Raw genomic sequence first — 24,590 nt, 5'->3', positions numbered from 1 at the left:
TATGCGGTGCGAATCAGCTCAGCACCACCGCACCCATCTTCTGCAGCTTGCGACGGCGAGCCACAAACAAACCGGCAGCCACCACCAACAGGCTCAGCAAACCAGTGGCGAGGATTTCCACACGATGCGCTTCCTGGAACAGCATGATGGTCAGGGCCGCAACGATGAAGATGATCACCGCGTAGGTCAGGGCCGGGAACAGCCACATGCTGAAGGCGATTTTTTCACCGCGTGCCATGCGCTGCTTGCGCATACGCAGTTGCGAAATCGCGATCACCAGGTACACCAGCAGCGCGATAGCGCCGGAGCTTGCCAGCAGGAATTCGAACACGGCGGCCGGGGCCACGTAGTTGGCGAAAACCGCGATAAATGCAGCACCGGTGGACAACATGACAGCCCAGTACGGCGTGCCGCTCTTGTTGGTGCGCTGGGAAACGGCCGGAGCATCACCGCGTTTGCCCAGGGAGAACATCATGCGTGAGGCGGTGTAGAGCGCCGAGTTCAGGCAGCTGGTCACAGCAACCAGCACCACGATGTCGACGATCAGTTTGGCATTCGGGATGCCCATGCGTTCAAGCACGGTCTGGTAGGAGCCGACGGCTGCCAGTACCGGGTCGTTCCATGGCACCAGGGCCACAACAATGAAGATCGACACGAGGTAGAACAAGCCAATCCGCCAGATTACCGAGTTGGTGGCCTTGGAGATTTGCTGGCCAGGGTTCTTCGATTCCGCGGCCGCGATGGTCACGATCTCGGTGCCCATGAAGGAAAACATGGTGGTCAGAATGGCCCCAAGCACTGCGCCCATGCCGTTTGGCAGGAAGCCCTGGGTGTCGAACAGGTGCGAAACGCCACTGACCTGGCTGGTCGGCAGGAAGCCGAAGATCGCCATGATGCCAAGAGCGATGAAACCGATGATTGCGATGACTTTGACCAGGGCGAACCAGAATTCGAACTCACCGTAGTTCTTCACGCTGAACAGGTTCGTCACCGTCAGCAGCAAGGTGATGACCAGGGTGAAGGCCCAGATCGCCACATTCGGGAACCAGGCATGCAGGATGGTCGCGGCGGCGTTGGCTTCCAGCGGAATCACCAACACCCAGAACCACCAGTAGAGCCAGCCGATGGTGAAACCGGCCCAGTGACCGATCGCGCGATCGGCATACGTCGAGAAGGAGCCGGTGTCCGGCGAAGCCACGGCCATTTCGCCGAGCATGCGCATTACCAGCACCACCAGCATACCGGCGGCAGCGTAGGCCAACAGCACGGCTGGGCCTGCGGCGGCGATGGCGTGGCCGGAGCCGACGAACAGGCCGGCGCCGATAACCCCGGCGATCGACAGCATGGTCACATGACGCGGTTTGAGCCCCTGTTCGAGGCCATTGGAGCTTGGGGTACTGCTCATTGAAACTACCTTTGTAAGGAAAAGCGAATGCGTGCATCCCGCCTGGAATTCTTTCTCGTAAAAAGAAACCAACGGGGCGTTCTGGATTCTGTACGCAATAATTGCGCCAAAATGTTTCAAAGCCGTCTACTACGGCGATCTCATCCAGACCGGACAGTCATCGCAACCCATTGAAATTAATGGCACTTTGCCAGAACGTTACCCTGCGACTCACTTTGAGAACGAATTCGCGCACTGGAAACACACACGGAAAATGCTAGACGCACAATAAAAGTGCAGATCAGGAACGTTTGGCCGGTTAGCGCTTCCAACCCCCCGCCAAAGCTGGCAACATCGCGCCCTTTTTTACGGGACGGCCGCGGCTGCTTTGTATTTAAAAGCAGGTTCAAACGGCTGTTCGGTTGATAGCAGCGCGACAGTCTGCTGTACCGATGCGACAACCTGCCACAGGCCACCCGTTTACCGCCCGTAGCGCTGTTGGCTGCCATTCAGACGCTATGCTAGCTTGGCCGCCTCGCCAGGAAGGCCAACCAACAGCAGGAGCGAAACACTATGAGGAACGCACATGGCTGAGGCCACGCCCGCGCTTGAAATCCGCAACTTGCACAAACGCTACGGACAGCTTGAGGTGCTCAAAGGCATCTCGCTGACCGCCCGCGACGGCGACGTGATCTCGATCCTGGGTTCTTCCGGTTCCGGCAAGTCCACCTTCCTTCGTTGCATCAACCTGTTGGAAAACCCGCATCAGGGCCAGATCCTGGTGGCCGGCGAAGAACTCAAACTCAAAGCCGCCAAGAACGGCGAACTGGTTGCTGCCGACGGCAAGCAGATCAATCGCCTGCGCAGCGAGATCGGTTTTGTGTTTCAAAACTTTAATCTCTGGCCGCACATGAGCGTGCTCGACAACATCATCGAAGCGCCCCGCCGCGTACTCGGCCAGAGCAAGGCCGAGGCCATCGAAGTCGCCGAAGCCTTGCTGGCCAAGGTCGGCATTGCTGACAAGCGCCACGCCTACCCGGCGCAACTCTCCGGCGGTCAGCAACAACGCGCGGCCATTGCCCGCACGTTGGCGATGCAACCCAAGGTGATCCTGTTCGACGAGCCCACCTCCGCCCTTGACCCGGAAATGGTCCAGGAAGTACTTAATGTCATCCGCGCATTGGCCGAAGAAGGCCGCACCATGCTGCTGGTCACCCATGAAATGGGCTTCGCCCGTCAGGTTTCCAGCGAGGTGGTGTTCCTCCACCAGGGCCTGGTAGAAGAGCAAGGATCGCCACAGCAGGTGTTCGAAAACCCGCTTTCGGCGCGCTGCAAACAATTCATGTCCAGCAACCGCTAACGGAGCTACCCGCATGCAGAACTACAAAAAAATCTTCCTGGCTGCTGCCGTCACCCTGGCCTTCAGCGCCGGTGCTGCCGCCGAGACCTTGAAGATGGGCATCGAAGCGGCCTACCCGCCATTCAACAACAAAGATGCCAGTGGCAATGTCGTCGGCTTCGACAAAGAAATCGGTGACGCCCTGTGCGCCAAGATGAAAGTCGACTGCACCGTGGTCACGTCCGACTGGGACGGCATCATCCCGGCCCTGAACGCCAAGAAGTTCGACTTCCTGATCTCCTCGATGTCGATCACCGATGAGCGCAAGCAAGCGGTGGACTTCACCGACCCGTACTACTCCAACAAGCTGCAATTCATCGCGCCGAAAGACAAAGAGTTCAAAACCGACAAGGCCTCCCTGCAGGGCAAAGTGATCGGCGCACAACGTGCGACCCTCGCCGGCACCTGGATGGAAGACAACATGCCCGACGTTGAAGTCAAACTCTATGACACCCAGGAAAACGCTTATCTGGACCTGACTTCCGGTCGTCTGGACGGCATCCTCGCGGACAAGTACGTCAACTACGAGTGGCTGAAAAGCGACGCCGGCCGGTCCTACGAATTCAAGGGCGACCCGGTGGAAGAAAGCGACAAGATCGGTATCGCCGTGCGTCAAGGCGACACCCTGCGCGCGAAGCTGAACCTTGCCCTGAAAGAAATCGTCGAAGACGGCACTTACAAGAAGATCAACGACAAGTACTTCCCGTTCAGCATCTATTGATTCTGACCTGCCGGGCCGGCGCCGTTATTTGACGGCGCCAGTCCCTGGTATTGCCTGCGCGATTTGAAAAGAAATCCATGACTATCGATCTCTACGGATTCGGCCCGGCGCTCGCCGCTGGCGCGCTGATGACTGTGAAACTGGCACTCTCGGCCTTGTGCTTGGGGCTGGTGCTCGGTCTACTCGGCGCCTTGGCCAAGACCTCCCCATACAAGCCGTTGCAATGGCTTGGCGGCACTTATTCGACCCTGGTGCGCGGCATCCCGGAATTACTCTGGGTGCTGTTGATCTACTTCGGCACGGTCAACTTGATGCGTGCCTTGGGCGAGTTCTTCGGCAACCCCGACCTCGAACTCAATGCTTTCGCCGCCGGTGTGATTGCGCTGGGGCTGTGCTTCGGCGCCTACGCCACGGAAGTGTTTCGTGGTGCAATTTTGGCTATCCCCAAAGGTCACCGTGAAGCCGGCGTGGCATTGGGTCTGTCGAAATTTCGTATTTTCACCAAACTGATCATGCCGCAGATGTGGCGCATCGCCCTGCCCGGGCTGGGTAACCTGTTCATGATCCTGATGAAAGACACCGCGCTGGTATCGGTCATCGGCCTGGAAGAAATCATGCGTCACGCGCAAATCGGCGTGACCGTGTCCAAGCAGCCGTTCACCTTTTATATGGTGGCCGCGTTCATGTACCTGGGCCTGACGGTTCTCGCCATGACCGGCATGTACTTCATGGAAAAACGCGCCGCTCGCGGCTTCGCGAGGAGCACCCAATGAACTGGGAAGTCATCATCAAGTGGCTGCCGAAACTGGCCCAGGGCGCGACGCTGACCCTGGAACTGGTGGCCATTGCCGTGATCGCCGGTTTGCTGCTGGCAATTCCACTGGGCATCGCGCGCTCGTCACGACTCTGGTACGTGCGGGCATTCCCCTACGGCTACATCTTCTTTTTCCGTGGTACGCCGTTGCTGGTTCAGCTGTTCCTGGTCTACTACGGTCTGGCGCAGTTCGATGCGATCCGTAACAGCTCGATGTGGCCGTACCTGCGCGATCCGTTCTGGTGCGCCACGGCGACCATGACGTTGCACACCGCGGCCTACATCGCCGAGATCCTGCGCGGCGCGATCCAGGCGATTCCAAAGGGCGAGATTGAAGCTGCCCGGGCGCTGGGCATGTCCCGAGCCAAAGCGATGTTCTACATTATCCTGCCCCGCGCAGCCCGCATCGGTCTGCCGGCCTACAGCAACGAAGTCATTCTGATGCTCAAGGCCAGCGCCCTGGCCAGCACCGTGACCCTGCTGGAACTGACCGGCATGGCCCGCACCATCATTGCCCGGACCTACCTGCCGGTGGAGATCTTCTTCGCGGCGGGCATGTTCTATCTGCTGATGGCTTACGTGCTGGTACGCGGCTTCAAGCTGCTGGAGCGCTGGCTGCGCGTCGATGCCTGCCAGGGGCGTTGATTGCTGCGTGCTGACGGGTGAGGCCTTACTCGCCCGTTTCACAGCGCTGAATGCTTTTTTGATTGAGCATCAGGCGCTGTGGAAGCCTCGGCCGTTTACTCATTTGCAGCTTCCCTGGGAAGCGTCCTACCCGGAGCTGGCCGAATGGCTACGTGGGCGGTCGCTGGAAGAGGCGGAAGATAGCCACAACCAACCTTGCTTGTTGGATGCGCCGGAGCCTTTTGCCTCGTTGGCGGCGCTGTCCCTTGAATTGAGCGCGGTGGATGAGTTGCCAGCGCATACGCTTGAAACGGCGGGTCATCGACTGAATGTCGATGTGCCGGGGCGCAAGTGGCAGCAGATCGAAGCCTTCGCCAGTCGCTTGCAGTTTGCTGACGCGCCGAACCATTGGCTGGACTGGTGCTCGGGCAAAGGCCACTTGGGACGACGGTTGCTGACAGCCGGGCAACAGCTGACCTGCCTGGAATACGACCCGGCGCTGGTCGCCAGCGGTCAGGCACTCAGCCAGCGTCATCAATTGCACGCGCTGCATGTCGAGCAAGATGTACTCGCTGCGGATACCGCCTCTTTCCTGAATGCTGACCAGACGCCGGTAGCGCTGCACGCCTGCGGTGATCTGCATGTGCGGCTGATCCAGATCGCCAGTGCCGCTGGCTGCAAACAACTGGCCATCGCGCCTTGCTGCTATAACCGGATCAGTCTGAGCGAGTATCAGCCGCTTTCCTCGTCGGCCAAGCACTCCGACCTACAGCTGTCCCTCGATGAACTTTCGCTACCGATGAGCGAAACCGTCACCGCTGGCGCTCGCGTCCGACGTCAGCGTGACACCTCCATGGCCCGACGCCTGGCCTTCGACCTGCTGCAGCGGCAACTGCGCGGCATTGACGAATACCTGCCCACCCCTTCCCTCCCCAGTGCCTGGCTGGATAAATCCTTCGCCGATTACTGCCATCATTTGGCCTCGCTAAAGGAGTTATCCACAATCGGCCCGCAGGATTGGTCAGCACTTGAAGCCGCCGGTTGGCAGCGACTGGCCGAAGTTCGCAATCTGGAGCTACTGCGCGGACTTTTCCGACGCCCATTGGAGCTGTGGCTGGTACTCGATCGGGCACTTTTCCTCTCCGAGCAAGGGTTTGCGGTTCGCCTCGGAACCTTCTGCGAAACGCCGCTTACACCGCGTAATTTCCTGATCCTCGCTGAGCGCCCTTAAAGCACCTCAGCCTGTGGATAACTCTGTTGATGAAATTATCGTGGATCCAATATATGCGGCTGTTTCGGGGCTGAAACACAACTGTTCAATTTTCGTACACCTGTAAAAAAATTGGAAAAACAGGCATTTGCGATCAAATGCGAACGGCTCCGCAAATTTGCCTCTAAGCAGGTGCGGTACAGATCCCGTTGTGCATAAGCATTCAGCCAAAACAACATAAACGACCTGCGAAACCTCAACTATCTTTGCCAAACGCCAGAATTGCCTGGCGTTCAAACAGCAAGGAGCTGGGAAAAACATGAGCACATTGAACAGTGCGCAGGAAGCCGTAGATACCGTCGCCAACCAAGCCATTGATGCTGCGCTGCAGCAAACTTTCGCGGTGGGTGGCGCTATCATCAACAACGCAACGGGCGAGGTCATCGCCGCGCTGCACAACAACGTGCTAATGCCTTTCCCCGGCAGCGGCACCACGTACTTTCTACCTCATGACCCGACCGCCCACGGCGAGCGGCAATTGGTGGACTGGTACTACGAAAACGTCGCGCCATTGAACCTGCCACCGCCCAATCAGTTGACCGTCGTCACCACGCTGGACCCATGCGCCATGTGTGCCGGTTCGCTGCTGACTGCAGGATTTAACGTCGCCGTCAGTGCGATCGATGACTACGCAGGCATCAACTACAACAGCCAGTTCACCTTTCCGTCGCTGCCACCGCAGATCCGCCAACAGGCGCAGGACACCTGGGGTTATTACGCGATTGCGGCGCCTGTCAGCCGCGCTTATCAAGGTTCGACCAGCCCGGTATTCGGCGGCCAGACCATCGACTCGGCGGCTTACTTCCTCACCAGCTCGATCTTTTCCGCCAGCGTCAACACCGTACGCGAGGCCAGCAACAACAGCGGTCTGCCACCGGATCAACTGCAAAACCCGGCAAACCTTCCGGCCAACAGCAAAGTGCGCCAGGCACTGACTGCGCTCAGCCCGTTTGCGCTGACCGTGCAATCGGCGAACCCGCGCGACCCCGGCGCAGAACTCGCTCCACCACTGTTACAAACCGCGCAGCAAAGCACGGTGTTCAACTCGGTAGCCCTCATCGATCCATTCGGCAACCTGCTGGTGTGTCTGGGAGGTGTCGAGAACCAGTCGCCGATTCGTACAGCGTTCATGGAAGCCACCCGCAACTACGCGGTCATGCGCTGGACCCTGATGAACGACCCCGACCCGGCGGTTCGCGCCCAGGCCGAGCAATACCTGACGCATCCGAAGTACGGCACCTTCGTCTTCCTCTACGCCCCCGACCCCACCACCCCGCAGGCCGTGATGACCTTCGGCGCATACGGTTCGACCATGGAAGGCCCCGTGCCGCAAAGCTATCCGTCCAACCTGCAATACGTGCTGCTGCCGGGCAACACCACCGCCCAAGCGTTGTCGACACTGGCCCAGAACCTGCCGCCGTTCTACACCCAAAGCGTGCAAGTAGCGCCCGCGCAGGTGCTGAGTCAGGACTTGATTCAAGCGGTTAAAAACGGCGTGTAATGCTTCACAGGCCTGCCTCGCAGAAGCGTCCGCGGGGCCGGCCTGACGCCTGTGCAAAAATAGTCTGAATTCAGGGGTTTACAGAACCAACCCAATCGCTATAATCGTCGCCCTAACACGCCGGTATAGCTCAGTTGGTAGAGCAACTGACTTGTAATCAGTAGGTCCCGGGTTCGACTCCTGGTGCCGGCACCATACAAAACAAAGCCCTCGTAGAAATACGAGGGCTTTGTTGTTTCCGGGGTTTGAGTTTCTATGCCCCGAGGGTTTCGATCAGTCGAACTCCGTCGACTCCGAAAGGTGCTCCCAAGCGTCGATTTCCGCCTGAAGGTGCGCAATCTTTTCGCGCACCAGCCTCACAGCATCCTTACCCAGTAACAGATGAACCGGCGGCTTTTGCGCAGCCACCAGGGTCAACAATGCCTGCGCCGCTTTGTGCGGATCGCCGGCCTGCTTGCCACTTTTTTCTTCACGCGCCTTGCGGACCGGATCGAACACCGCGTCGTACTCACCCAATGTGCGACCCGAACGGATCATCGAGCGGCCTGCCCATTCGGTACGAAACGAGCCCGGCGCCATGGCGGTCACGTGGATGCCCAGACTTTCCACTTCTTTGGCCAGCGCTTCACTGACGCCTTCGAGGGCGAATTTGCTGCCGCTGTAGTAGGCGATGCCCGGCAACGTGATGAAGCCGGCCATGGAGGTGATGTTGACGATATGCCCGCTGCGCCGCTCACGCATACCGGGCAGAACCGCCTTGATCATTGCCACCGCGCCAAACACATTAACGTCAAACTGGCGCTGCATCTCCATCAGAGGTGACTCTTCGAGGATGCCCTCATGACCATAACCGGCGTTGTTCACCAACACATCGATCCGGTCCACCTCGCGCAGAATATCGGCCACCAGCGGCTCAATCGCCGGAAAATCGGTGACATCGAGCACGAACGCTTTGGCGCGATGGGCGTCCAGCGCTTCGAACGCAGCACGCTCGGATTCGCGCCGCACCGTGCCCACCACCGTGTGCCCCGCCGCCAGCGCTGCTTGCGAAAAAGCCAGGCCGAAGCCTGAACTGACCCCGGTGATCAGGAAAACCTTGTGAACATGGATGGTCATCGTGCGCTCTCCAATGAAAACGCCGTCGACATTGGTCGACGGCGCTACGGACAAGTCAGGTCTTAGTGACCGGCGCTCTGCCCACCATCAACGTGCAGGATCTCGCCAGTGACAAAGTTGGCACTGTCCAGATAAACAACAGCCTGCGCAATGTCGCTGATCTCGCCCATACGCCCAACCGGGTGCAGATTGCCCAGCGCTTCATGGGTTTCTTCGCCGTGCATTGGCGTCTTGATGATGCCGGGGCTGACCGCGTTCACACGAATACCGCGCTTGGCGTATTCAATGGCCAAGGATTTGGTCGCCGAGTTCAAGCCACCTTTAGTCAACGAAGCCAGTACCGACGGCACGCCGTCGATGGCGTGGTCCACCAGGCTGGTGGTGATATTGACGACGTGGCCGCTGCCTTGTTTTTCCATCTCTGTGATCGCGAGTTGGGTGATGTAGAAGAAGCCGTTCAGGTTGACCGACAGCACATTGGCGTAGTCTTCAGCGGTATACGCGGTGAACGGCTTGGCAACGAAGATCCCGGCGTTGTTGACCAGGGTGTCGATGCGGCCAAAACGTGCGATGGCTTCACGGATGACTTGCTGGGCGACTTCCGGGTTGCCGATGTCGCCCGCCACGGTGAGGATGTCCGGGTCGGTGGACGGTTTGATCGAACGCGAAGTAGCGACAACCTTGTAATCCAGATCACGGAACGCCTTGACCATGCCTGCGCCGAGACCTTGGGAGGCGCCAGTAATAACGATGACTTTCTTCGAATTGCTCATGATGAACCTCAACTAATAAATGATGGTTTGAAAAAGTAAGTAATCAGGCTTCGGCGGGGGCCTTCGCCATTTGTCTCAACATCTGTTCGTAGTACTCGACCGACTGCGAACCGGACACCAGGTGACGACCGTTCAGCACCATGGCCGGAACCGAATTGACGCCGCGCTGGCGGTAAAACGCTTCAAGCTCACGCACTTCTTTGGCGAACGCTCCGGACGCCAACACCTCTTGAGCAGCCGCCGCATCCAGTCCCGCTTCAGCAGCCAGACCCACCAGCGTCTCGCGATCGCTCGGGTTGCGGCCGTCGGTGAAGTAAGCGCGCAGCAGGATTTTCTTCAGTGCGACCTGCCGCCCTTCCTGCAACGCCCACATCAACAACCGGTGAGCATCAAACGTGTTGTAGAAGTGGCTGCGCTTCTCCAGATCGAACTTGAAGCCAATGGCCTCACCGCGAGCGATCTGCATCGCTTTGCCGGCGGCGACGTCTTCGGCGGTTCGTCCATATTTGCGCATCAAATGCTCGACTGCTTTCTCGCCGACCGCCGGCATGTCCGGGTTCAACTCGAAGGGCTTGTAGGTCAGCTCCACCGAGACTTCACCCGACACGTTCTCGATCGCCTGCTCCAGCGCCGTCGCACCCAACGCGCACCACGGGCACACCACGTCGGAGATGAAATCGATGGAGACGGAAGCGGTCATGACTGCCCCTCCGCCTCAGCCAGCTGCTTGCGGTACTGGGTGGTGGTGATGCCGGCGTAGCCCCAGTTATCGGTGTCGACTTCTTCGATCACGATGTGGGTCAGGTGCGGATCCTTGTGGAGAACGCGTTCCAGGGTTTCAGTGATTTCGGCGATCACCTGAGCTTTCTGCTCAGAGGTAACGCCATCGCGGGTGATGCGTACGCTTACGAAAGGCATGAGGAATCTCCAGTGACCTTCCCTTCGGAATGAATGGGTTAGGCGTTGGAGTTCAATGTATGGAGTTAGCTGGAGGGGATAAAGGTGGGGGCGGGAACATCATTAGTTACGTGGTGTAATGAGCACGGACGGAGTTATAGCCCTGATGGCCTCTCTCGGGCGATGAATAATCTGTAGGACTCAGCCACTTCTGTCGTAGGCCACTTTTTTACGTGTCGCTATTTTCCGGTTTCAGCGACACGTTCTTGTAATGTGTCGCTGAAGACGACACGTAAGTGTCGATGCAATCCTGTATTCGCAGCGGCCTGGTCTCGGACACTCGAACCGCGCGGCTCTCATTCATTTCGCGTACAGACTCTAGTAAATCCTTCTGAAACTGGCTCAGTTCATCATCCATTCCTGATCTCTCCTTTGTCGAGCAACAAAGGTATCAGCAGGCGTTGTCCAAATGATGAAAATTACGGCTGGTCATAATTATTGCCCAGCCCTAAAAATCACTGAAACCGCAATCCCCCGCCACCACCTAGCCACGATTGCGCATCCTCCCCCCTCCAGCTACCTTCTACCCGTAGCTGCCAATTCAGCGACCGGGCCTGAGAACTCGAATTCGATGCAGAAACCAACCGGAGTTCTCCTTATGCATGCCCGTAATCTATTCAAAATTTTCGCTACTGCTACATCGGGTCACGCCCACCACCGCCCAAAAACCGGAGGTGCCCAATGACCAACCCTCAAGACCTGAAAACCATCGGCCTCACCCCTTTCTCCTACCACGCCAACCAACCACTGTTCCGCATCAACGCCGGCGTCCCGGTCATCCAGGCCCTCTCCCACGCTTCCGATCTGCTCCACATCGCCAAACTTCTCGCATCAGACGCCGCCATGGTTCGTGATACCGACCGACATGCCTGGGCGTCGCATTTTTTGCAGGATATGAGTAAGGCGATCATCGATGACGTAGCGAAGGTGCTCGATGCACCGGGTAACAATCGTAACCAGTGACGTCGTCACGTAGACTCAAGCCGCACGCGTAAAAAAGCCCCGAATCAATCGTAATGCTGTTCACTTAAGACAATCTTCAGTCGAGCAAGCACCTGTGGCGAGGGGATTTATCCCCGTTCGGCTGCGAAGCAGACGTAAATCCGGACAACTCGGTCTGTCTGAACGGACGCCGGGGGCCGCTTCGCAGCCCAACGGGGATAAATCCCCTCGCCACAAATGTGGGGGCCCGCGCTTAAGTGAACAGCATTGCGAATCAATCGGGGCTTTTTGCATTCCGGCTCACACTTCGCTGACCTCAAACACAAACGAAATCTTCCGACTGCTCGCACTCCACACATATCGAATGTGCTTGCCTTGCTTCGGAATCGAAACGGCAGGCGGCCGAAAAGCAGCGACACATTCATGGCCGGATAACCGAACACTGTTGTAAAGCAGCCCCCACGACAAGGTTTCACGCAGTTGCCGGGCAAAGGCTTGTGACGGCCCGTAAGCGTCAGGGTCCGGGTTGTGCAGCTCGGGGTAGTTTTGACGAACGTCGTGCATCGGTTTAACGACTTTGTTGACGTAGGTGCGCAGGGTCAACTCGATGTCGGGCTCGTTGGTTGCGGCGAGGAAGCGTTCCTGGTGATAGCTCGTTTCGGCGATAGCGGCGGCCTGGCTGCTGGCGGCGTAGTAGACGCCGTAGGTGCCGTCGGTGAAGCGGCTGGTTTTGCCGATGTGGGTGAACGCGGCCATGACCGGTGATGAGCCGGGGCCGGAGATTCGGTCTTCGGGCAGCACGCGGGAGAGGACGCCGGCTTCTTGCACTAACCGGTCGTTGGTCAGGGCTTCCAGGGCGTAGGCGGTTTGCAGGTCTTCGGGGTCGAGCACGTCTTCAAACAGGGTGATCGGGGGGAACGCGCTGTTGATCATCCGGTAAGCACGGTTCCACTCGGGGAGCGCTACTTCCGGGGCCATCAGCCGCGGACGCCATCGAGGTAGCGACGCACGTCAGCGATGTCCACCACCCGGCCGGCCAGCATATAGCTCAACGCGGATTGACCATTGAACGGGGCGGCGGTGTTCGGACTGCTGACCCATTTGTAGGCGCGGTCGCGGTTGTTGCTGAAGATGATGCTCAGGGCTTTGTGGATGCCCATCAGGTAGGAGATGCGCTCCAGGGTGTCATGAGGGAGACGCACATTGGGCGGCAGGTGTTTGTATTTATAGAAGGTGGTGTTGCCGACCTTGCCCAGCAGCGTGCGCTGTTCTTCGGCGGTGCAGCCCCAACGCTCCATCAGGTTGAAGAAGAACTTGAGCGCCACACGGCCTGCTTCCGGGGTGTCTAGCTCTTGGGGAGCGGCGCGGACAGGAGATGAAGTGGCCATTGGAAGGACTCCTTCGGGCAAAGGGTTGTGCCTTCAGAGTAGTACAGATCCGAACATGTTTTTAACTTTTGTTCGTTTGCGGATTTTCTAAGGCTTTTCGACGATCACGGTTTCCACGGTGATTTGGCTGATCGCATGAAACGGCGCCAGTGCCGCTTCATCGGCCGTAGCGCCGGTAATCAACCGCCATTCCCGCTCAATCGGCGTCCAATGCTGCTGCCGCGCGCGACCCAACTTATCGGTATCTGCCAGCACCACAATTTGCGCCGCCCGTTTGATGATGCATTCCTTGAGATACGCCTGCTGCGCGCTCGCTTCACACAAGCCAAACTCGGCAACCACGCCGTCAGCACCAAGGAAGGCTTTGTCGACACTCAACCGGCTCAACGTCAACTCCGCCAACGGTCCCAACGTGCTCATGCTCGAACCGCGCAAGTCGCCGCCAATCAAGGTCAGACGAATCCCCGGCGCATTGGCCAGGGTCATCACTGCCAGCAGGTTATTGGTGACCACATGCACGTCTTGTCGCGAACATAGATGATGGGCCAGCGCGGCGCAGGTGGTGCCGCCGTCAAGCAAGACAGTATCGCCGTCCTGGACGTGAGCCGCGGCCGCCTGCGCGATGGCGTCCTTCTGCTCCCACTGGCTGGTCTTGCGTTCTTCCAGCGAAGCTTCCGGCTCATGAACGCCCACCACCGCCGTCGCGCCGCCATAGGTGCGGACCAGGTGCCGCTGTTTGGCGAGCATGGTCAGGTCGCGCCGCACCGTCGCCTCCGAGACCCCGAGCGCCGCGCTCAATTGCTCGACGTTGGCATCGCCAATGCGTACGAGATCGAGGATGGCGCGGTGGCGTTCGGATGCTTTCATGGCGGGTCTCGCACGGTGGACGGTGGTCGATCTTACACGACCGCGCCCGTGCAGCTCATCCCCGTCGCGTGGCAAGCTCCGCACCCTGGCGCAGCGCTTCGAGCAGGCTGCGTTCATCGGCGATGCCCTTGCCCGCGATATCGAAGGCAGTGCCGTGGTCGACCGAGGTGCGGATCACGTCCAGGCCGACGGTCACGTTCACGCCCGCTTCAAGTCCCAGCACTTTGACCGGGCCGTGACCTTGGTCGTGATACATCGCCACCACCAGGTCGAAGTCGCCGCGTCCGGCACGGAAGAACAGCGTGTCGGCGGGCAGTGGGCCCGTCACGTCGAGGCCGCGTTCTTGCAACAGCTTCACCGCAGGAATGATTTTTTCTTCCTCTTCGCCATAGCCGAACAAACCGTTTTCGCCGGCATGGGGATTGATTCCGCACACGCCGATACGCGGCTTGGCGATGCCCGCCTTGATCAGCGTCGCGTTGCCGCGTTCGATCGTGCGCTGGACCAGGCCCGGTTCAATCTTGCGGATCGCGTCGATGATGCCGATGTGGGTCGTGACGTGAATCACCCGCAGTTGCGGCGCCACCAGCATCATGGACACTTCGTCGACGTTGGTCAGGTGCGCGAGCATTTCGGTATGGCCGGGGTACTTGTGGCCGCCGGCGTGCAGCGCTTCCTTGTTCAACGGCGCGGTGCAAATCGCATCGATCTGTTTGGCCTGCGCCAGCTCGACGGCACGGGCGATGTATTGATAAGCAGCGTCACCGGCGATGGGCGACAGCTCGCCGAACGGCAGGTCGTCGGGAATCAGGTCGAGGTCGATGCAGTCAATGGTGCCGGCCTCGTACAACGCCTGGGAGGCGTCCTCGATGCGGCGCACTTTGGCGCTGCCGCCGACGATGACATTGGCCTGCTCAAGACGACGGGCATCGCCGATCACCAGCGGCCGGCACTGTTGGTAGACGACGTCGTGAGTCAGGCTCTTGACGATGATTTCCGGACCGACGCCCGTGGCGTCGCCCATGGTGATGCCGATGATGGGGAGGTAGTTGCTCATAGTGTTCATTCGAGTCCTTGGATTCGTGTGCGTTTGGGCGGGGAGCGATCGGCGCTGTCGCTCAGGTGTTGCCATGCCGCATACAACGCGTGATCGCTGCCGAACGCGCCCGCCTTGGTAACAATTCCGGGACGATGGCCCTGCCGGGAAACGGTCGGTCGCGCGAAGGCGACGCCGGCTTCGATTTCCGTCAGCAGTTGTAGGCTGTCGATCCCGACGGTGGTCAATATGGCCCGCGCCGTTTCGCCGCCCGTGGCGATCAGGCCGCCGACCTTGGAGAAATGCGGTTCTACCAACACGGCCAACATGGTCGAGAGTTGCGCGCCCTCCTGGGGATCGAACGCCTCATCGCGACCGATGCGCAGCAGCAGGTCACTCCAGCCGTCCAGCTGCTCGCCGATGCGCGCCTGCCAAATCGCCCAATCGCCATGTGTTGTGCCCTGACGGAGGACTTCAGGCGGGACGACCAGTTCGCTGACCCCGCCACGCTCCTTGAGCAGTGCGCATTGCCGCTCGCAGACGCCGGAGAGGCTGCCGACGAGGATCAGAATCGGCGCCTGACTTTTTTCCAGGGCAGCAGGTTCGATGGCTGCGTAGCGTACTTCGGAGAAATCAGGAAGAGTGGCTATTTCCCGAGCAAGGCCACCCGAACCGATCCAGAACAGCGGCTGGTCCATCGACGCGGTCAGGCGAGCGAGAGTCAGCAGGTCGTCTTCCGTTTGCGCATCGACGATCAACGCCTGCGTGCCACTGCGGGCGACCTCGGCAATGTGCTGCGCGAGCGCATCTTCGTTGCCGCGCAAGGTTTCAAGATCCAGCTTCGCAGTGGTCAGGCCTGCGGTGACAAGCATTGCCTCGACATCGGCCGGGCGGTCGGCGTTTTCCAGTTTCCAGGTATCGGTGGTCTCCAGCGGCTGGCCGTTCACAAACACCCGGCCGCCGCGCAACGTACGGCCTGTAGCAGGAAACGCCGGGGCCACAATGGCCAGACCCGCCAACGGCTGCAGAGCGGCGACTTCAGCCGCCCAGTTGCCGCGCAAGGTCGAATCGATTTTCTTGTACAGACGCTGCCCGGGCTGATGCAGTGCCTTGAACGCGGCGACGGTGCGCTCGGCGGCCTGCGACGGTGAGAGGCGCCGAGTGTCCGTATCGGCGGCAATCACCTGAGCGTCCGCCTTGTCATTCAAAGGGTCGAGCGTGACGACCGTTTGCATTCCCGCGCTGGCAAAGCCGATGGCGCAATCTGCCGCACCCGACAGATCGTCTGCGATGATCAGAATCCTCATCGCAAGGCCTCCTGCTTTTGAGGTTCGAGCTCCGGTTCCTGTATGACGACGGGGTTGCGCTGCTGCACACGCTTGGCGACGGCGGCGGTGAGCAGCGGCGCAAGAATGGCGGTCACTACGACGCAGGCTGCCACCAGAATGGTCGCGCTCTTGGCCGCTTCCGCGTACACCGGATTGGCCGCCGCGATTAACGCAGGGACGGCGGCGGCATTCCCGGCGGTAGTGGCCGCTGCGACGCCAGCGACGCCAGTGCCACCGGTCAAACGGTCAGCGAAGAACAGCGGGATGCCGGTCAGCACGACGACCGCAACACCCATGCCGAGCCCCAACAAACCGGCTTGCCAGACGTTATGCAAGTCCAGGCTCGCGCCGAGGGCCAGGGCGAAGAACGGGATCATCACCGGGACAGCCTTGGCCAGAAAATCGCGCATGTCACGGTCGAGATTGCCCAACAGCATGCCGAGCGCCAGTGGCAGAATGCTGCCCACCAGTGTCGGCCAGGGAAATGCCGACAGCCCAGCGATACCCAAGGTGACCATCGTCAGAAAAGGACCGGACTCCAGCGACATGACCGAGTAGGCGCCGACGTCTTCGGAGCGACCGTATTGCCCCATCAGCGCCATGTACAAGCCGCCGTTGGTGTCGTTCATCGCAGCGACCACCGCCAGCGTTGAAATGCCGGCGAAAAGCCCCGAGGAAACCGGCTGCTCGCCCAGGAAGTGCCCAAGCACAATACCAATGAGGACGGCGATGCCGACTTTGGTCGCGAGCAACGTGCCGCCCTTCTTGAGCAGGTAAGGCGTGGCTTTGATATTGATGCTCGCGCCCATGCAGACGTAAAAAACCGCGAGGATCGGTAACGCCCCGGTGAACAGTGCATTGGTGAATGAGCCGAAAAACTTGGGCGTGTCGGGCAGGAAGGTTGCCACCAGCGAGCCAATCAGCAGGGGCACGATCATCATGCCGCCCGGAATGCGCTCGATGGTGCGTTTGATAGGAAATTGGGCCACGAGGGTCTCCTTTTATAATTGTTGGGTAAGACGTGCATCACCTCGAAACTGACTGAACCGATCATTTGAATGATTATTTCAGTCAAATTTATCTTAGGCCCTCGGTTTAATTTGCGCAAATCAATCATTCGAATGATCGTTTCGATCATTCGCGATGGAAAATCCAGGCTGTGACGGGCAGCTCGAATCGCCCGGTGGCGCAAGCCAGAGCCCTGCTGCGCCCACAAAAAAGCCCCGAACCGGTCGGGGCTTGTGTTGAGAAGCGCTACTTGAACAGCTCGGAATGACTTCCGAGATCAACAAATGTGATCAGATCGGAGCGCGTGTGCTCATAAATCATCAAGAAATCACCGCCTATATGGCACTCTCGAAAACCAGCCCAATCCCCCGTCAGCGCATGATCCAGATACTCGGCTGGCAATGGCTCTCCCAGAAATAGCGTGACCATCACCTGACGGACTTCATTCATGTCACGGCGTCCGGCCCGCTTGTAACGTTCCCACGACTTCTTGAATTCCGATGTTTGTGCGCACTGTTTGGGCAGCTCAGCGCGCTTTTGCTTTTTCTCCGGTTTCGCCATCAGCGTCCCTCAGCATGTCGTCTATCGAGTCGAACCGCTGGCGAATGTCTCGTGCTTCCATCATGGCGCGGGCCGTTTTCTCCGAGGGGACGCGTACCTCAAACGGGAGGCCCTGAGTTGCTACAACCTGACGAAGAAAAAGACGCATGGCATCACTGATGCTCAGGCCGCAAGCGTTCAAGACTTCAGTAGCCCGTGCCTTCAAATCCTCATCAATTCGGCAACGCACGTCTGTGGTTTTCAGTAATGCACCCATGGTAAAAACCTCTTCGTTATTTTGTAGCTACATTGGCGCTACCTCGAGCATTGTGGTTGAGCGGGTTCTTTTCGGTCAACTTCAGTTTGATGGACGGCTCCAAAGCATAGGAAGCGTGATCATCAGCTGGATTCCTCGCTCAGTATTTCAACCGTTTGAGTTCGCGATGAATATCAGCCTGATCCCTTTCCTACTCGAGAACCGTCCCGGTTTAACGCAGGAAATAGCTGAGAGCGTTGAGCTCTAAATCGCGCCCACAAAAAAGCCCCGAACCAGTCGGGGCTTTTCCTTTCTCAGCCTTGCATCAGGCCTCGATAGCGCAACCGATCATCAGAAAATGTTGATCGGGTAATCCACGAACACACGCACTTCGTTACCGCTGGAGTTGTACTCGCTCGATTTCTGCGAGACACGCAGGATCGAGCTGCGCAGTTTCACGCTCAGGTCTTTGGCCGGGCCGCTTTGCACCACGTACTTGAACTGGTTGAAGATTTCGCGCTCGGTGCCGCCTTCGCTGGTGGAGGTGGTGATGTTGTCGCCGCGCACGTAGGCGAAGTTGTAGCTCAGGCCTGGAATACCGAAGGTGCTGAAGTCGAGGCCGTAGCCCAGCTGCCAGCTGCGTTCGTCTTCGGCGTTGAAGTCGGACCAGTAGGAGTTCGCCAAGTAGATGGTGTTGCCGCCGTCGCCGACGCGACCTTGATCTTTCTGGTAGCCGCCGTAGGGGTAGCCCAGGTTGCTGTCGCCGGTGCTGCGCTGGTGGGCGAGCGTGAACGAGTGCGCGCCGGTGGCGAATGTGGCGGCCAGGCTCCAGATCTTGTTGTCGTCGCCGGTCGCACCGCTTTCGCGAACGTAGGAATCGTCCAGCTTGGTCCGGTAGCCGTTGAAGTCCAGGGTCAGGGACTGATCCTTGTCGATCGGGAACACGTAGTTGGCGTTCACGTATTGCTTCTTCAACACGTCTTCGACGTCGGAGGCGTACAGCGCAGCCTTGAACTGTTCGGTGAACTGGTAACTACCGCCCAACACGTTGATCGACTTCAGGCCACCGCTGTCACGGCCTTCAGCACTTTTGCGCGATTCGGCGGTGAAGCGACCGGCGTTCAGCTCCAGGCCTTTGATCTCCTTGGAGGTGATCAGCGTGCCGGTGTAGCTTTCCGGCAGCAGACGCCCGTTGTCGTAGCTCAACACCGGCAGGACCGGCATCTGGTCGCCGTAAGTCAGAACGGTGCTGGATACGCGGAATTTTACCGCGCCACCGGCTTTGGCCAGGTCGCCGGCCGGGTTACCGCTGTCGCCTTCCTTAAAGAAGTCGATGCCTTGGCCGCCGCTGTGGCTACCACGGTCCAGACGCAAGCCGTACAGACCGAAGGCATCAACGCCCACGCCGACGGTACCTTGGGTGAAGCCCGAGGTGTAGGTGCCGATGGCAGCCTGACCCCATTCACGCTGGTCGTCGTTGCCGTCTTTTTTGTCGCGATTGATGTAGGCATTGCGCAGCAGCACTTTGAGGCTGCTGTCTTCAATAAAACCCTTGGATTCGGCCTGGTCGTTAGCCATGACCTGTGTAGCACTCAACATCCCCAGAGCGATCAGGCTGATTCGCTTGTTCAACATTTTGTTCTTTTCCTTATGATCGGTTGATACGCGCTGTGTCGAACGGCTGAAACGGCGCTATCGCACTCTTTTTTCACCCCAAACAAAAAGGCCCGCGCACGAAGAAATCGTGGCGGGCCTTTTTGTTATTTTATGAGTCATGGCGGTTAGCCACAGGCGTGGGGCGAATCCTAGCCGCGCCCTTAACCATGTGTCAATTTCATGAATCGTCTGTGAATAGGCGAAAAACGTCTAAGAAATCACTTGTCGACGTCAATCGGCGCAGCCGTTCAGGCCACAGGCTTGAAGCTCCGATGGCGACGCTTGTGCAGGAAGCGACTGACTCAGCCATGCCGCAAAGGCTTGCGGCTTGCCGAGCCACGGGCCGATATCGATCAGGGTGAATTGGCCGTTGTGTTCCAGGGCGAAGGTCGGGAAACCCTGGCCGCCGACTTCGGCCAAGAATGCTCGACTGTCCTTGATGTGGCGATCGGTTTCAGCTTCTTTGAAAGCAGCCTGGAACGCTCGAGGTTCCAGACCGATGTCTTTCGCGAGTTCTAACAACACAGCTTCATCGGCAATGCGTCGACCTTCCTCGTAGTGAGCACTCTGCAAACGCCCCAGCAACTCCAGTCCTCGGCCGGCGATCTGCTCGGCTGCCAGGACCGCGGCAATCGGCGGTGCGGAATCGAACACCGCTGTCTCATCGCGCAGCAATCCTTCGAAATACGCCTCGCCGAACGGCTGGCCGGTGTACTCGGCAATGCGCCGGTCATGGGGCATCACGTAGTTGCGCAGTTGTGGCGAGACGGTCTGGCGGTTGGCGCCGGTCATCATGCCGCCGCCGTGGGCGATCACTGGCAACACAGCCTGAGCGGCTTGCACCAGCGGTTTTGCGCCATAGCACCACCCGCATAACGGGTCGTAAATGTAGTGAAGGATCATGGGAAGACTCCGGCAAAAGCGTAGGAAAACGAGATGCCGGCAGATTAGTCCTCCGCCTGTTTCTGAAAAACGCTGCAATGGCTTTCAGTCTGTTTCATAAATCGGTCAAATGACCTCACCGCCCCACTGTAGCCATCTCGACACAATTCGAAATAATCAAACAGCAAAACCTTTCAAGAATAATTAACGGAAGTAAATAGCAAGCATTACCATTCGCGCCCTCGAATTTCTCCACCCTTTTCGGATGCGCTTCAGATGCCTGCCCCCTTTCGCCTCACGCCCGTCACCCTTGGGCTTTCTGCATTTCTCTCTGCCGGTTTTGCCTGCGCCGCCGCCACCGTTTTACCCGAGACGTCGATCAGCGCCGAAGCTGAAGCCGATGACCCGCGTGTGAAAGAAACCAGCACCGCGACCCGCACCGCCACGCCGGTGCGCTACGTTCCACAAGCCATCGACTCGATTAAAACCGCGAACGTCGTGGATTACGGCACCAACGATCTGGGCACCGCGCTGAGCGGCATCCCCAACGTCAGCAGCGGCGCCGACACTCGCTTCGACAGCCTGCGCATCCGCGGTTTCGACGCCAGCAACGACTTCTACCTCGACGGCATCCGCGACGACAGCCAATACGTGCGCGATTTGCACAACATCGAACGCATCGAAGTCCTCAAAGGCCCGGCCGCTGTTTTGTATGGCCGTGGCAGTCAGGGCGGGATCGTCAATCGGGTCAGCAAACTGCCCGAATTCGGTCGCCGCTCGACCCTCGAGGCCCAGGGCGGCAGCGATGATTTGCGCAGTCTCTACGCCGACCTCAGCACCGACCCGAGCGAGAACATCAGCCTGCGCCTGAACATGGGCAACATGGATCAAAACAGCTTCCGCGATGGCGTCAGCGGCAATCGCCAACTGTTCGCTCCGTCGATGAGCTGGCAACTGACGCCGGACCTGAACTGGCTGGTGCAGTACGAATACAGCCGCTACAACCGTACGCCGGATCGCGGTATCCCCGGTGTAAACGGGCGCCCGGCGGACGTAGGACGGGATACGACCTACGGCAGCGAGCACGATTTCATCGACGACAAGTCGCAATCCCTTCGCTCGAAACTCAGTTATGAGCTCAGCGACAACTGGCAGCTGCGCCACACCCTGGGCGTGTTCAAGCTCAACAGCGATTTCGACAACACCTACCTGACCGGTTACACCCCGGCGACCAACAAGGTCACGCGCCAGCACTGGCAACAGGACCTGACCACACGCAACGTCTACAACAACGTCGAGCTGGAAGGCGGTTTTGACACGTTCGGCCTTGAGCATCGCTTGCTGACCGGCATCGAAATCGGCAGCCAGCGGCGCGATCCGACGTTGTACAACGCGGCCACCGGACGCGGGACTCAGCCTGTACCGGCACTGGACCTGTACAACCCCGACCGCAATCTGCGCCATACCGGGCGGATGCAAGTGTCCAGCAGCACTCACACCGAAGTCGAAAGCCGTGCGGTGTACGTGCAGGATCAACTGCGCCTGAACGATCAATGGCAACTGCTGGCAGGTTTGCGTTACGACACCTTCGGAATCGAGTCGACCAACAAGCTGCGGGACATTTCCGAAGATCGCGACAGCCATAGCACCAGCCCGCGTGTAGGACTGGTGTGGACGCCGCTGCAGAATCATTCCTTCTACGCCTCCTGGACCAAGACTTTTTCCCCGGTCGGCGGTGGTTTGATCGGTATCACCCCAGGCGCCGCCGGCAACAGCAACGACCTGAGTCCCGAACTGACCAAGCAAAAGGAGATCGGCGTGAAAAGCGACTGGCTCGACGATCGCCTGAGTACCACATTGGCGATCTACGAACTGGAGCTCTACAACCGCCGCACCAGCGATCCGAATGATCCGAGCGTGACTTTGCTCACCGGCCTGCAACGTTCCCGCGGGATCGAGCTGACCGGGACCGGCAAGATCGCTGGCAACTGGTACGTGCGCGGTGGCGTAGGTGTGCAGGACGCGACGGTCGAGAAGGACAACAACGGCTTTGAAGGCAAACGCATCAGCAACGTGGCCAAGCATAACGGCAGCCTGTTCCTGACCTGGAAACCGGAAATGGGCTGGTACGCCGAAACCGGTCTGACCCTGGTGGGCCAGCGTTATGCCGACAACCTCAACACCACCGTCCTGCCGGGTTATGGCCGTTGGGATGCATTGGCCGGGTTCCGGCAGAAGGATTGGGATTTGCGCGCGGCGCTGAACAACATCAGCGACAAGACCTATTACTCGTCGGCCACCAGTGCGGCGCAGATTCAACCGGGTGAACCGCGCAGCCTGGTCGTGACCGGGACCTACAGTTTCTAAACACCGCCAAAACCTGTGGGAGCGAGCTTGCTCGCGATGGCGGTGGATCAGTCGACATCAATGTTGACTGTCCGGCCACCATCGCGAGCAAGCTCGCTCCCACATTGGGTCTGCAGTGATCACAAAAAACCTTCGCCCATAAAAAAGCGCCGCCATCCCGGCAGCGCTTTTATCAATCCGTTGTTTTTTCTTCTTATCCTTCCATCACATCCCACAACGCTTCCAGCTCCGCTTCGCTGAATAAACCAGCGGGGTAGCGTTCGATCATCATCCGGCGCGGATCAGGTTCTCTGATCTGACGCGTTCCATTGGATTTCAACCAGTGCGCCAGGACCTGGAGCGATTCGCTGTTTACTGCCAGGGGATGCAACGCCCGCTCGCTCACCACATTCATTTCGGCGTTCATTTCCGCGCTCTCTCCTGGTTTGTGAGCGGCTAACTTATCCAAGGTTTATGACAGAACATCGCAGTTCTCCCCCTCCCTGTTTTGCACCATGAGCGATACAAGAGCTGTGCCAAGATTTCCAACCTGTCGACAAGCGGATACAAAAAAGCCCGCAGTCCTGAAGGACTGCGGGCTCTCTACAAGGAGGGAAGACAAAACGTTTGCCGAACCGATTCTGCAATCAACTCAAGCTGTTACAACCTCACTCACTCCTTGTGCGGTGCTGGCTGTTGTTGGGTAAGGCAGTGGATGTTACCGCCTCCCAGTAACAGTTCGCGGCCGGGCACCATCACCACTTCGTGTTGCGGGAACAGTGCCTGCAAAATCTCTTTTGCCGGGCCATCCAGCGGGTCGTCAAAGCTCGGCGCGATGATGCCGCCGTTAACGATCAGAAAGTTCACGTAGGAACCGGCCAGACGCACGGTCGGATTACGTTCCTGAGTCCCGTCCACCGGATCAACACCAGCGCACTCTTCTTCGGTCGCATACAGCGGCCCCGGAATCGGCATCTTGTGCACCGTGAATGGGCGACCCTTGGCGTCGGTGCTGCTTTCCAGCACGTTCATTGCCGCCTGGCAGCGCGGGTAGTTCGGGTCCTGCGGGTCATCGGTCCAGGCCAGCAACACTTCGCCCGGACGTACGTAGCAGCAGAAGTTATCCACATGGCCGTCGGTTTCGTCGTTGAACAAACCGTCCGGCAGCCAGATGATCTTATCCACAGCCAGATTGGCGCTGAGCACCGCTTCGATCTCTGCGCGGTTCATGTGCGGATTGCGATTGCGGTTAAGCAGGCACTCTTCGGTGGTGATCAGCGTGCCTTCGCCATCAACGTGGATCGAACCGCCTTCAAGCACAAAGCCCTCGGTGCGGTAGCCCTGACTGCGCTCGATCTCGAGGATCTTGCCGCCCACCTGGGAATCGCGATTCCACGGCGAGTACAGCCCCCCGTCGAAACCGCCCCACGAGTTGAAGTCCCAGTTCACACCACGGACTTCGCCACTGGTATTGATGACAAACGTCGGGCCGGTATCGCGAACCCAGGCGTCGTCGCTGGACATTTCCACCACACGAATATTCGGCACGTCCAGACGGGCACGGGCGTTTTCGTATTGGCCGGCGGAAACCGCCACGGTCACCGGTTCGAAACGCGCAATGGCTTTGGCTACCGCGACGTGCGCGGCTTGCGCCGGTTTGCCACCCAGGCGCCAGTTGTCCGGGCGCTCGGGCCAGATCATCCAGGTCTGGGTTTGCGGCGCCCATTCGGCGGGCATGTAAAAGCCGTCGGCGCGAGGCGTGCTGTGCAAAGTGGTCATAAC

The 24,590-nt window shown here is 59.0% G+C and carries 26 protein-coding genes and 1 tRNA gene; 9 read left to right on the top strand and 18 right to left on the bottom strand.

Annotated features, from left to right (window positions below):
• Positions 1 to 13 precede the first annotated feature (13 nt).
• Entirely contained in the window at positions 14 to 1,405 is a 1,392-nt protein-coding gene (gene gabP, locus ACA059_RS01425) for a GABA permease (RefSeq protein WP_497632432.1), read from the bottom strand.
• 565 nt (positions 1,406 to 1,970) lie between these two features.
• On the opposite strand from gabP, the gene ACA059_RS01420 reads away from it, so the two are divergent.
• The 7 genes from ACA059_RS01420 to ACA059_RS01390 all read left to right on the top strand — a co-directional run bounded on the left by ACA059_RS01420 (position 1,971) and on the right by ACA059_RS01390 (position 7,908).
• Positions 1,971 to 2,744, top strand: coding sequence for an ABC transporter ATP-binding protein (locus ACA059_RS01420; protein WP_007897462.1), 774 nt, complete (start codon positions 1,971 to 1,973; stop codon positions 2,742 to 2,744).
• A 13-nt stretch (positions 2,745 to 2,757) separates the two neighbouring features.
• Complete coding sequence (locus tag ACA059_RS01415) at positions 2,758 to 3,504, top strand: ABC transporter substrate-binding protein (protein ID WP_497632431.1); 747 nt, start codon at positions 2,758 to 2,760, stop codon at positions 3,502 to 3,504.
• A gap of 77 nt (positions 3,505 to 3,581) precedes the next feature.
• The gene (locus ACA059_RS01410) at positions 3,582 to 4,277 is read left to right on the top strand and encodes an ABC transporter permease (protein ID WP_149416717.1); all 696 of its coding nucleotides are present in this window, start codon (positions 3,582 to 3,584) and stop codon (positions 4,275 to 4,277) included.
• Positions 4,274 to 4,963, top strand: coding sequence for an ABC transporter permease (locus tag ACA059_RS01405; RefSeq protein ID WP_497632429.1), 690 nt, complete (start codon positions 4,274 to 4,276; stop codon positions 4,961 to 4,963). The genes ACA059_RS01410 and ACA059_RS01405 overlap by 4 nt, the downstream gene beginning before the upstream one ends.
• A complete protein-coding gene (locus tag ACA059_RS01400; protein ID WP_497632428.1) occupies positions 4,944 to 6,173 on the top strand; it encodes a methyltransferase in 1,230 nt (409 codons plus the stop codon). The genes ACA059_RS01405 and ACA059_RS01400 overlap by 20 nt, the downstream gene beginning before the upstream one ends.
• A gap of 298 nt (positions 6,174 to 6,471) precedes the next feature.
• Entirely contained in the window at positions 6,472 to 7,713 is a 1,242-nt protein-coding gene (locus ACA059_RS01395; RefSeq protein ID WP_497632426.1) for a nucleoside deaminase, read from the top strand.
• Between the two features lie 119 nt (positions 7,714 to 7,832).
• Positions 7,833 to 7,908 (top strand) — tRNA-Thr (locus ACA059_RS01390).
• A gap of 78 nt (positions 7,909 to 7,986) precedes the next feature.
• Here the strand turns inward: ACA059_RS01390 and ACA059_RS01385 are convergent.
• The 5 genes from ACA059_RS01385 to ACA059_RS01365 all read right to left on the bottom strand — a co-directional run bounded on the left by ACA059_RS01385 (position 7,987) and on the right by ACA059_RS01365 (position 10,917).
• Positions 7,987 to 8,829: an oxidoreductase gene (locus tag ACA059_RS01385; protein WP_497632425.1), complete on the bottom strand. Its 843-nt coding sequence runs from the start codon at positions 8,827 to 8,829 to the stop codon at positions 7,987 to 7,989.
• A gap of 62 nt (positions 8,830 to 8,891) precedes the next feature.
• The gene (locus tag ACA059_RS01380) at positions 8,892 to 9,602 is read right to left on the bottom strand and encodes an SDR family NAD(P)-dependent oxidoreductase (protein ID WP_497632424.1); all 711 of its coding nucleotides are present in this window, start codon (positions 9,600 to 9,602) and stop codon (positions 8,892 to 8,894) included.
• Positions 9,603 to 9,645: 43 nt separating this feature from the next.
• Positions 9,646 to 10,302 (bottom strand): DsbA family oxidoreductase, encoded by a 657-nt coding sequence (locus ACA059_RS01375; RefSeq protein ID WP_497632423.1) that lies wholly within the window; start codon positions 10,300 to 10,302, stop codon positions 9,646 to 9,648.
• On the bottom strand, positions 10,299 to 10,520 hold the full coding sequence (locus tag ACA059_RS01370; protein WP_497632422.1) for a tautomerase family protein: 222 nt from the start codon (positions 10,518 to 10,520) through the stop codon (positions 10,299 to 10,301). Before ACA059_RS01370 ends, ACA059_RS01375 begins: the two co-directional genes overlap by 4 nt.
• Before the next feature lie 208 nt (positions 10,521 to 10,728).
• Positions 10,729 to 10,917 carry a hypothetical protein gene (locus ACA059_RS01365; protein WP_497632421.1) on the bottom strand — a complete coding sequence of 63 codons (189 nt, stop codon included), beginning with the start codon at positions 10,915 to 10,917 and terminating at the stop codon, positions 10,729 to 10,731.
• A gap of 323 nt (positions 10,918 to 11,240) precedes the next feature.
• Here ACA059_RS01365 and ACA059_RS01360 point away from each other — a divergent pair, with 323 nt between their 5' ends.
• On the top strand, positions 11,241 to 11,522 hold the full coding sequence (locus ACA059_RS01360) for a DUF3077 domain-containing protein (RefSeq protein ID WP_056745530.1): 282 nt from the start codon (positions 11,241 to 11,243) through the stop codon (positions 11,520 to 11,522).
• Between the two features lie 279 nt (positions 11,523 to 11,801).
• Here ACA059_RS01360 and ACA059_RS01355 read toward each other — a convergent pair whose 3' ends face one another.
• The 10 genes from ACA059_RS01355 to ACA059_RS01310 all read right to left on the bottom strand — a co-directional run bounded on the left by ACA059_RS01355 (position 11,802) and on the right by ACA059_RS01310 (position 20,483).
• Positions 11,802 to 12,479, bottom strand: a complete 678-nt coding sequence (locus ACA059_RS01355; RefSeq protein ID WP_497632420.1) for an RES family NAD+ phosphorylase — start codon at positions 12,477 to 12,479, stop codon at positions 11,802 to 11,804.
• On the bottom strand, positions 12,479 to 12,889 hold the full coding sequence (locus ACA059_RS01350; RefSeq protein ID WP_497632419.1) for an MbcA/ParS/Xre antitoxin family protein: 411 nt from the start codon (positions 12,887 to 12,889) through the stop codon (positions 12,479 to 12,481). The genes ACA059_RS01355 and ACA059_RS01350 overlap by 1 nt, the downstream gene beginning before the upstream one ends.
• Positions 12,890 to 12,976: 87 nt before the next feature.
• Positions 12,977 to 13,756 (bottom strand): DeoR/GlpR family DNA-binding transcription regulator, encoded by a 780-nt coding sequence (locus ACA059_RS01345; protein ID WP_497632418.1) that lies wholly within the window; start codon positions 13,754 to 13,756, stop codon positions 12,977 to 12,979.
• 55 nt (positions 13,757 to 13,811) lie between these two features.
• On the bottom strand, positions 13,812 to 14,813 hold the full coding sequence (gene pdxA / locus ACA059_RS01340) for a 4-hydroxythreonine-4-phosphate dehydrogenase PdxA (RefSeq protein WP_056745537.1): 1,002 nt from the start codon (positions 14,811 to 14,813) through the stop codon (positions 13,812 to 13,814).
• A 5-nt stretch (positions 14,814 to 14,818) separates the two neighbouring features.
• Positions 14,819 to 16,099 carry a four-carbon acid sugar kinase family protein gene (locus tag ACA059_RS01335; RefSeq protein WP_497632417.1) on the bottom strand — a complete coding sequence of 427 codons (1,281 nt, stop codon included), beginning with the start codon at positions 16,097 to 16,099 and terminating at the stop codon, positions 14,819 to 14,821.
• A complete protein-coding gene (locus tag ACA059_RS01330) occupies positions 16,096 to 17,109 on the bottom strand; it encodes a 2-keto-3-deoxygluconate permease (protein WP_497632416.1) in 1,014 nt (337 codons plus the stop codon). The genes ACA059_RS01335 and ACA059_RS01330 overlap by 4 nt, the downstream gene beginning before the upstream one ends.
• A gap of 265 nt (positions 17,110 to 17,374) precedes the next feature.
• Positions 17,375 to 17,689 (bottom strand): type II toxin-antitoxin system YafQ family toxin, encoded by a 315-nt coding sequence (locus ACA059_RS01325; protein ID WP_436274990.1) that lies wholly within the window; start codon positions 17,687 to 17,689, stop codon positions 17,375 to 17,377.
• Positions 17,655 to 17,945, bottom strand: a complete 291-nt coding sequence (locus ACA059_RS01320; RefSeq protein WP_497632415.1) for a type II toxin-antitoxin system RelB/DinJ family antitoxin — start codon at positions 17,943 to 17,945, stop codon at positions 17,655 to 17,657. The genes ACA059_RS01325 and ACA059_RS01320 overlap by 35 nt, the downstream gene beginning before the upstream one ends.
• A 330-nt stretch (positions 17,946 to 18,275) precedes the next feature.
• Positions 18,276 to 19,559: an OprD family porin gene (locus tag ACA059_RS01315; protein ID WP_497632414.1), complete on the bottom strand. Its 1,284-nt coding sequence runs from the start codon at positions 19,557 to 19,559 to the stop codon at positions 18,276 to 18,278.
• A gap of 252 nt (positions 19,560 to 19,811) precedes the next feature.
• The gene (locus ACA059_RS01310; protein ID WP_497632413.1) at positions 19,812 to 20,483 is read right to left on the bottom strand and encodes a DsbA family protein; all 672 of its coding nucleotides are present in this window, start codon (positions 20,481 to 20,483) and stop codon (positions 19,812 to 19,814) included.
• A 255-nt stretch (positions 20,484 to 20,738) separates the two neighbouring features.
• Here ACA059_RS01310 and ACA059_RS01305 point away from each other — a divergent pair, with 255 nt between their 5' ends.
• A complete protein-coding gene (locus ACA059_RS01305; RefSeq protein ID WP_497632412.1) occupies positions 20,739 to 22,829 on the top strand; it encodes a TonB-dependent receptor in 2,091 nt (696 codons plus the stop codon).
• A gap of 193 nt (positions 22,830 to 23,022) precedes the next feature.
• Here the strand turns inward: ACA059_RS01305 and ACA059_RS01300 are convergent, their stop codons facing one another.
• Together ACA059_RS01300 and aguA are read right to left on the bottom strand one after the other, a co-directional pair.
• Positions 23,023 to 23,235: a hypothetical protein gene (locus ACA059_RS01300; RefSeq protein WP_046045525.1), complete on the bottom strand. Its 213-nt coding sequence runs from the start codon at positions 23,233 to 23,235 to the stop codon at positions 23,023 to 23,025.
• 245 nt (positions 23,236 to 23,480) lie between these two features.
• Positions 23,481 to 24,587, bottom strand: coding sequence for an agmatine deiminase (gene aguA / locus ACA059_RS01295; protein WP_497632411.1), 1,107 nt, complete (start codon positions 24,585 to 24,587; stop codon positions 23,481 to 23,483).
• Positions 24,588 to 24,590: the final 3 nt, after the last annotated feature.

This window comes from Pseudomonas sp. LBUM1647, from assembly GCF_059716175.1.
Note: the sequence above shows the minus strand (reverse complement) of the source record. Positions and strands in the feature narration are given on the sequence as shown.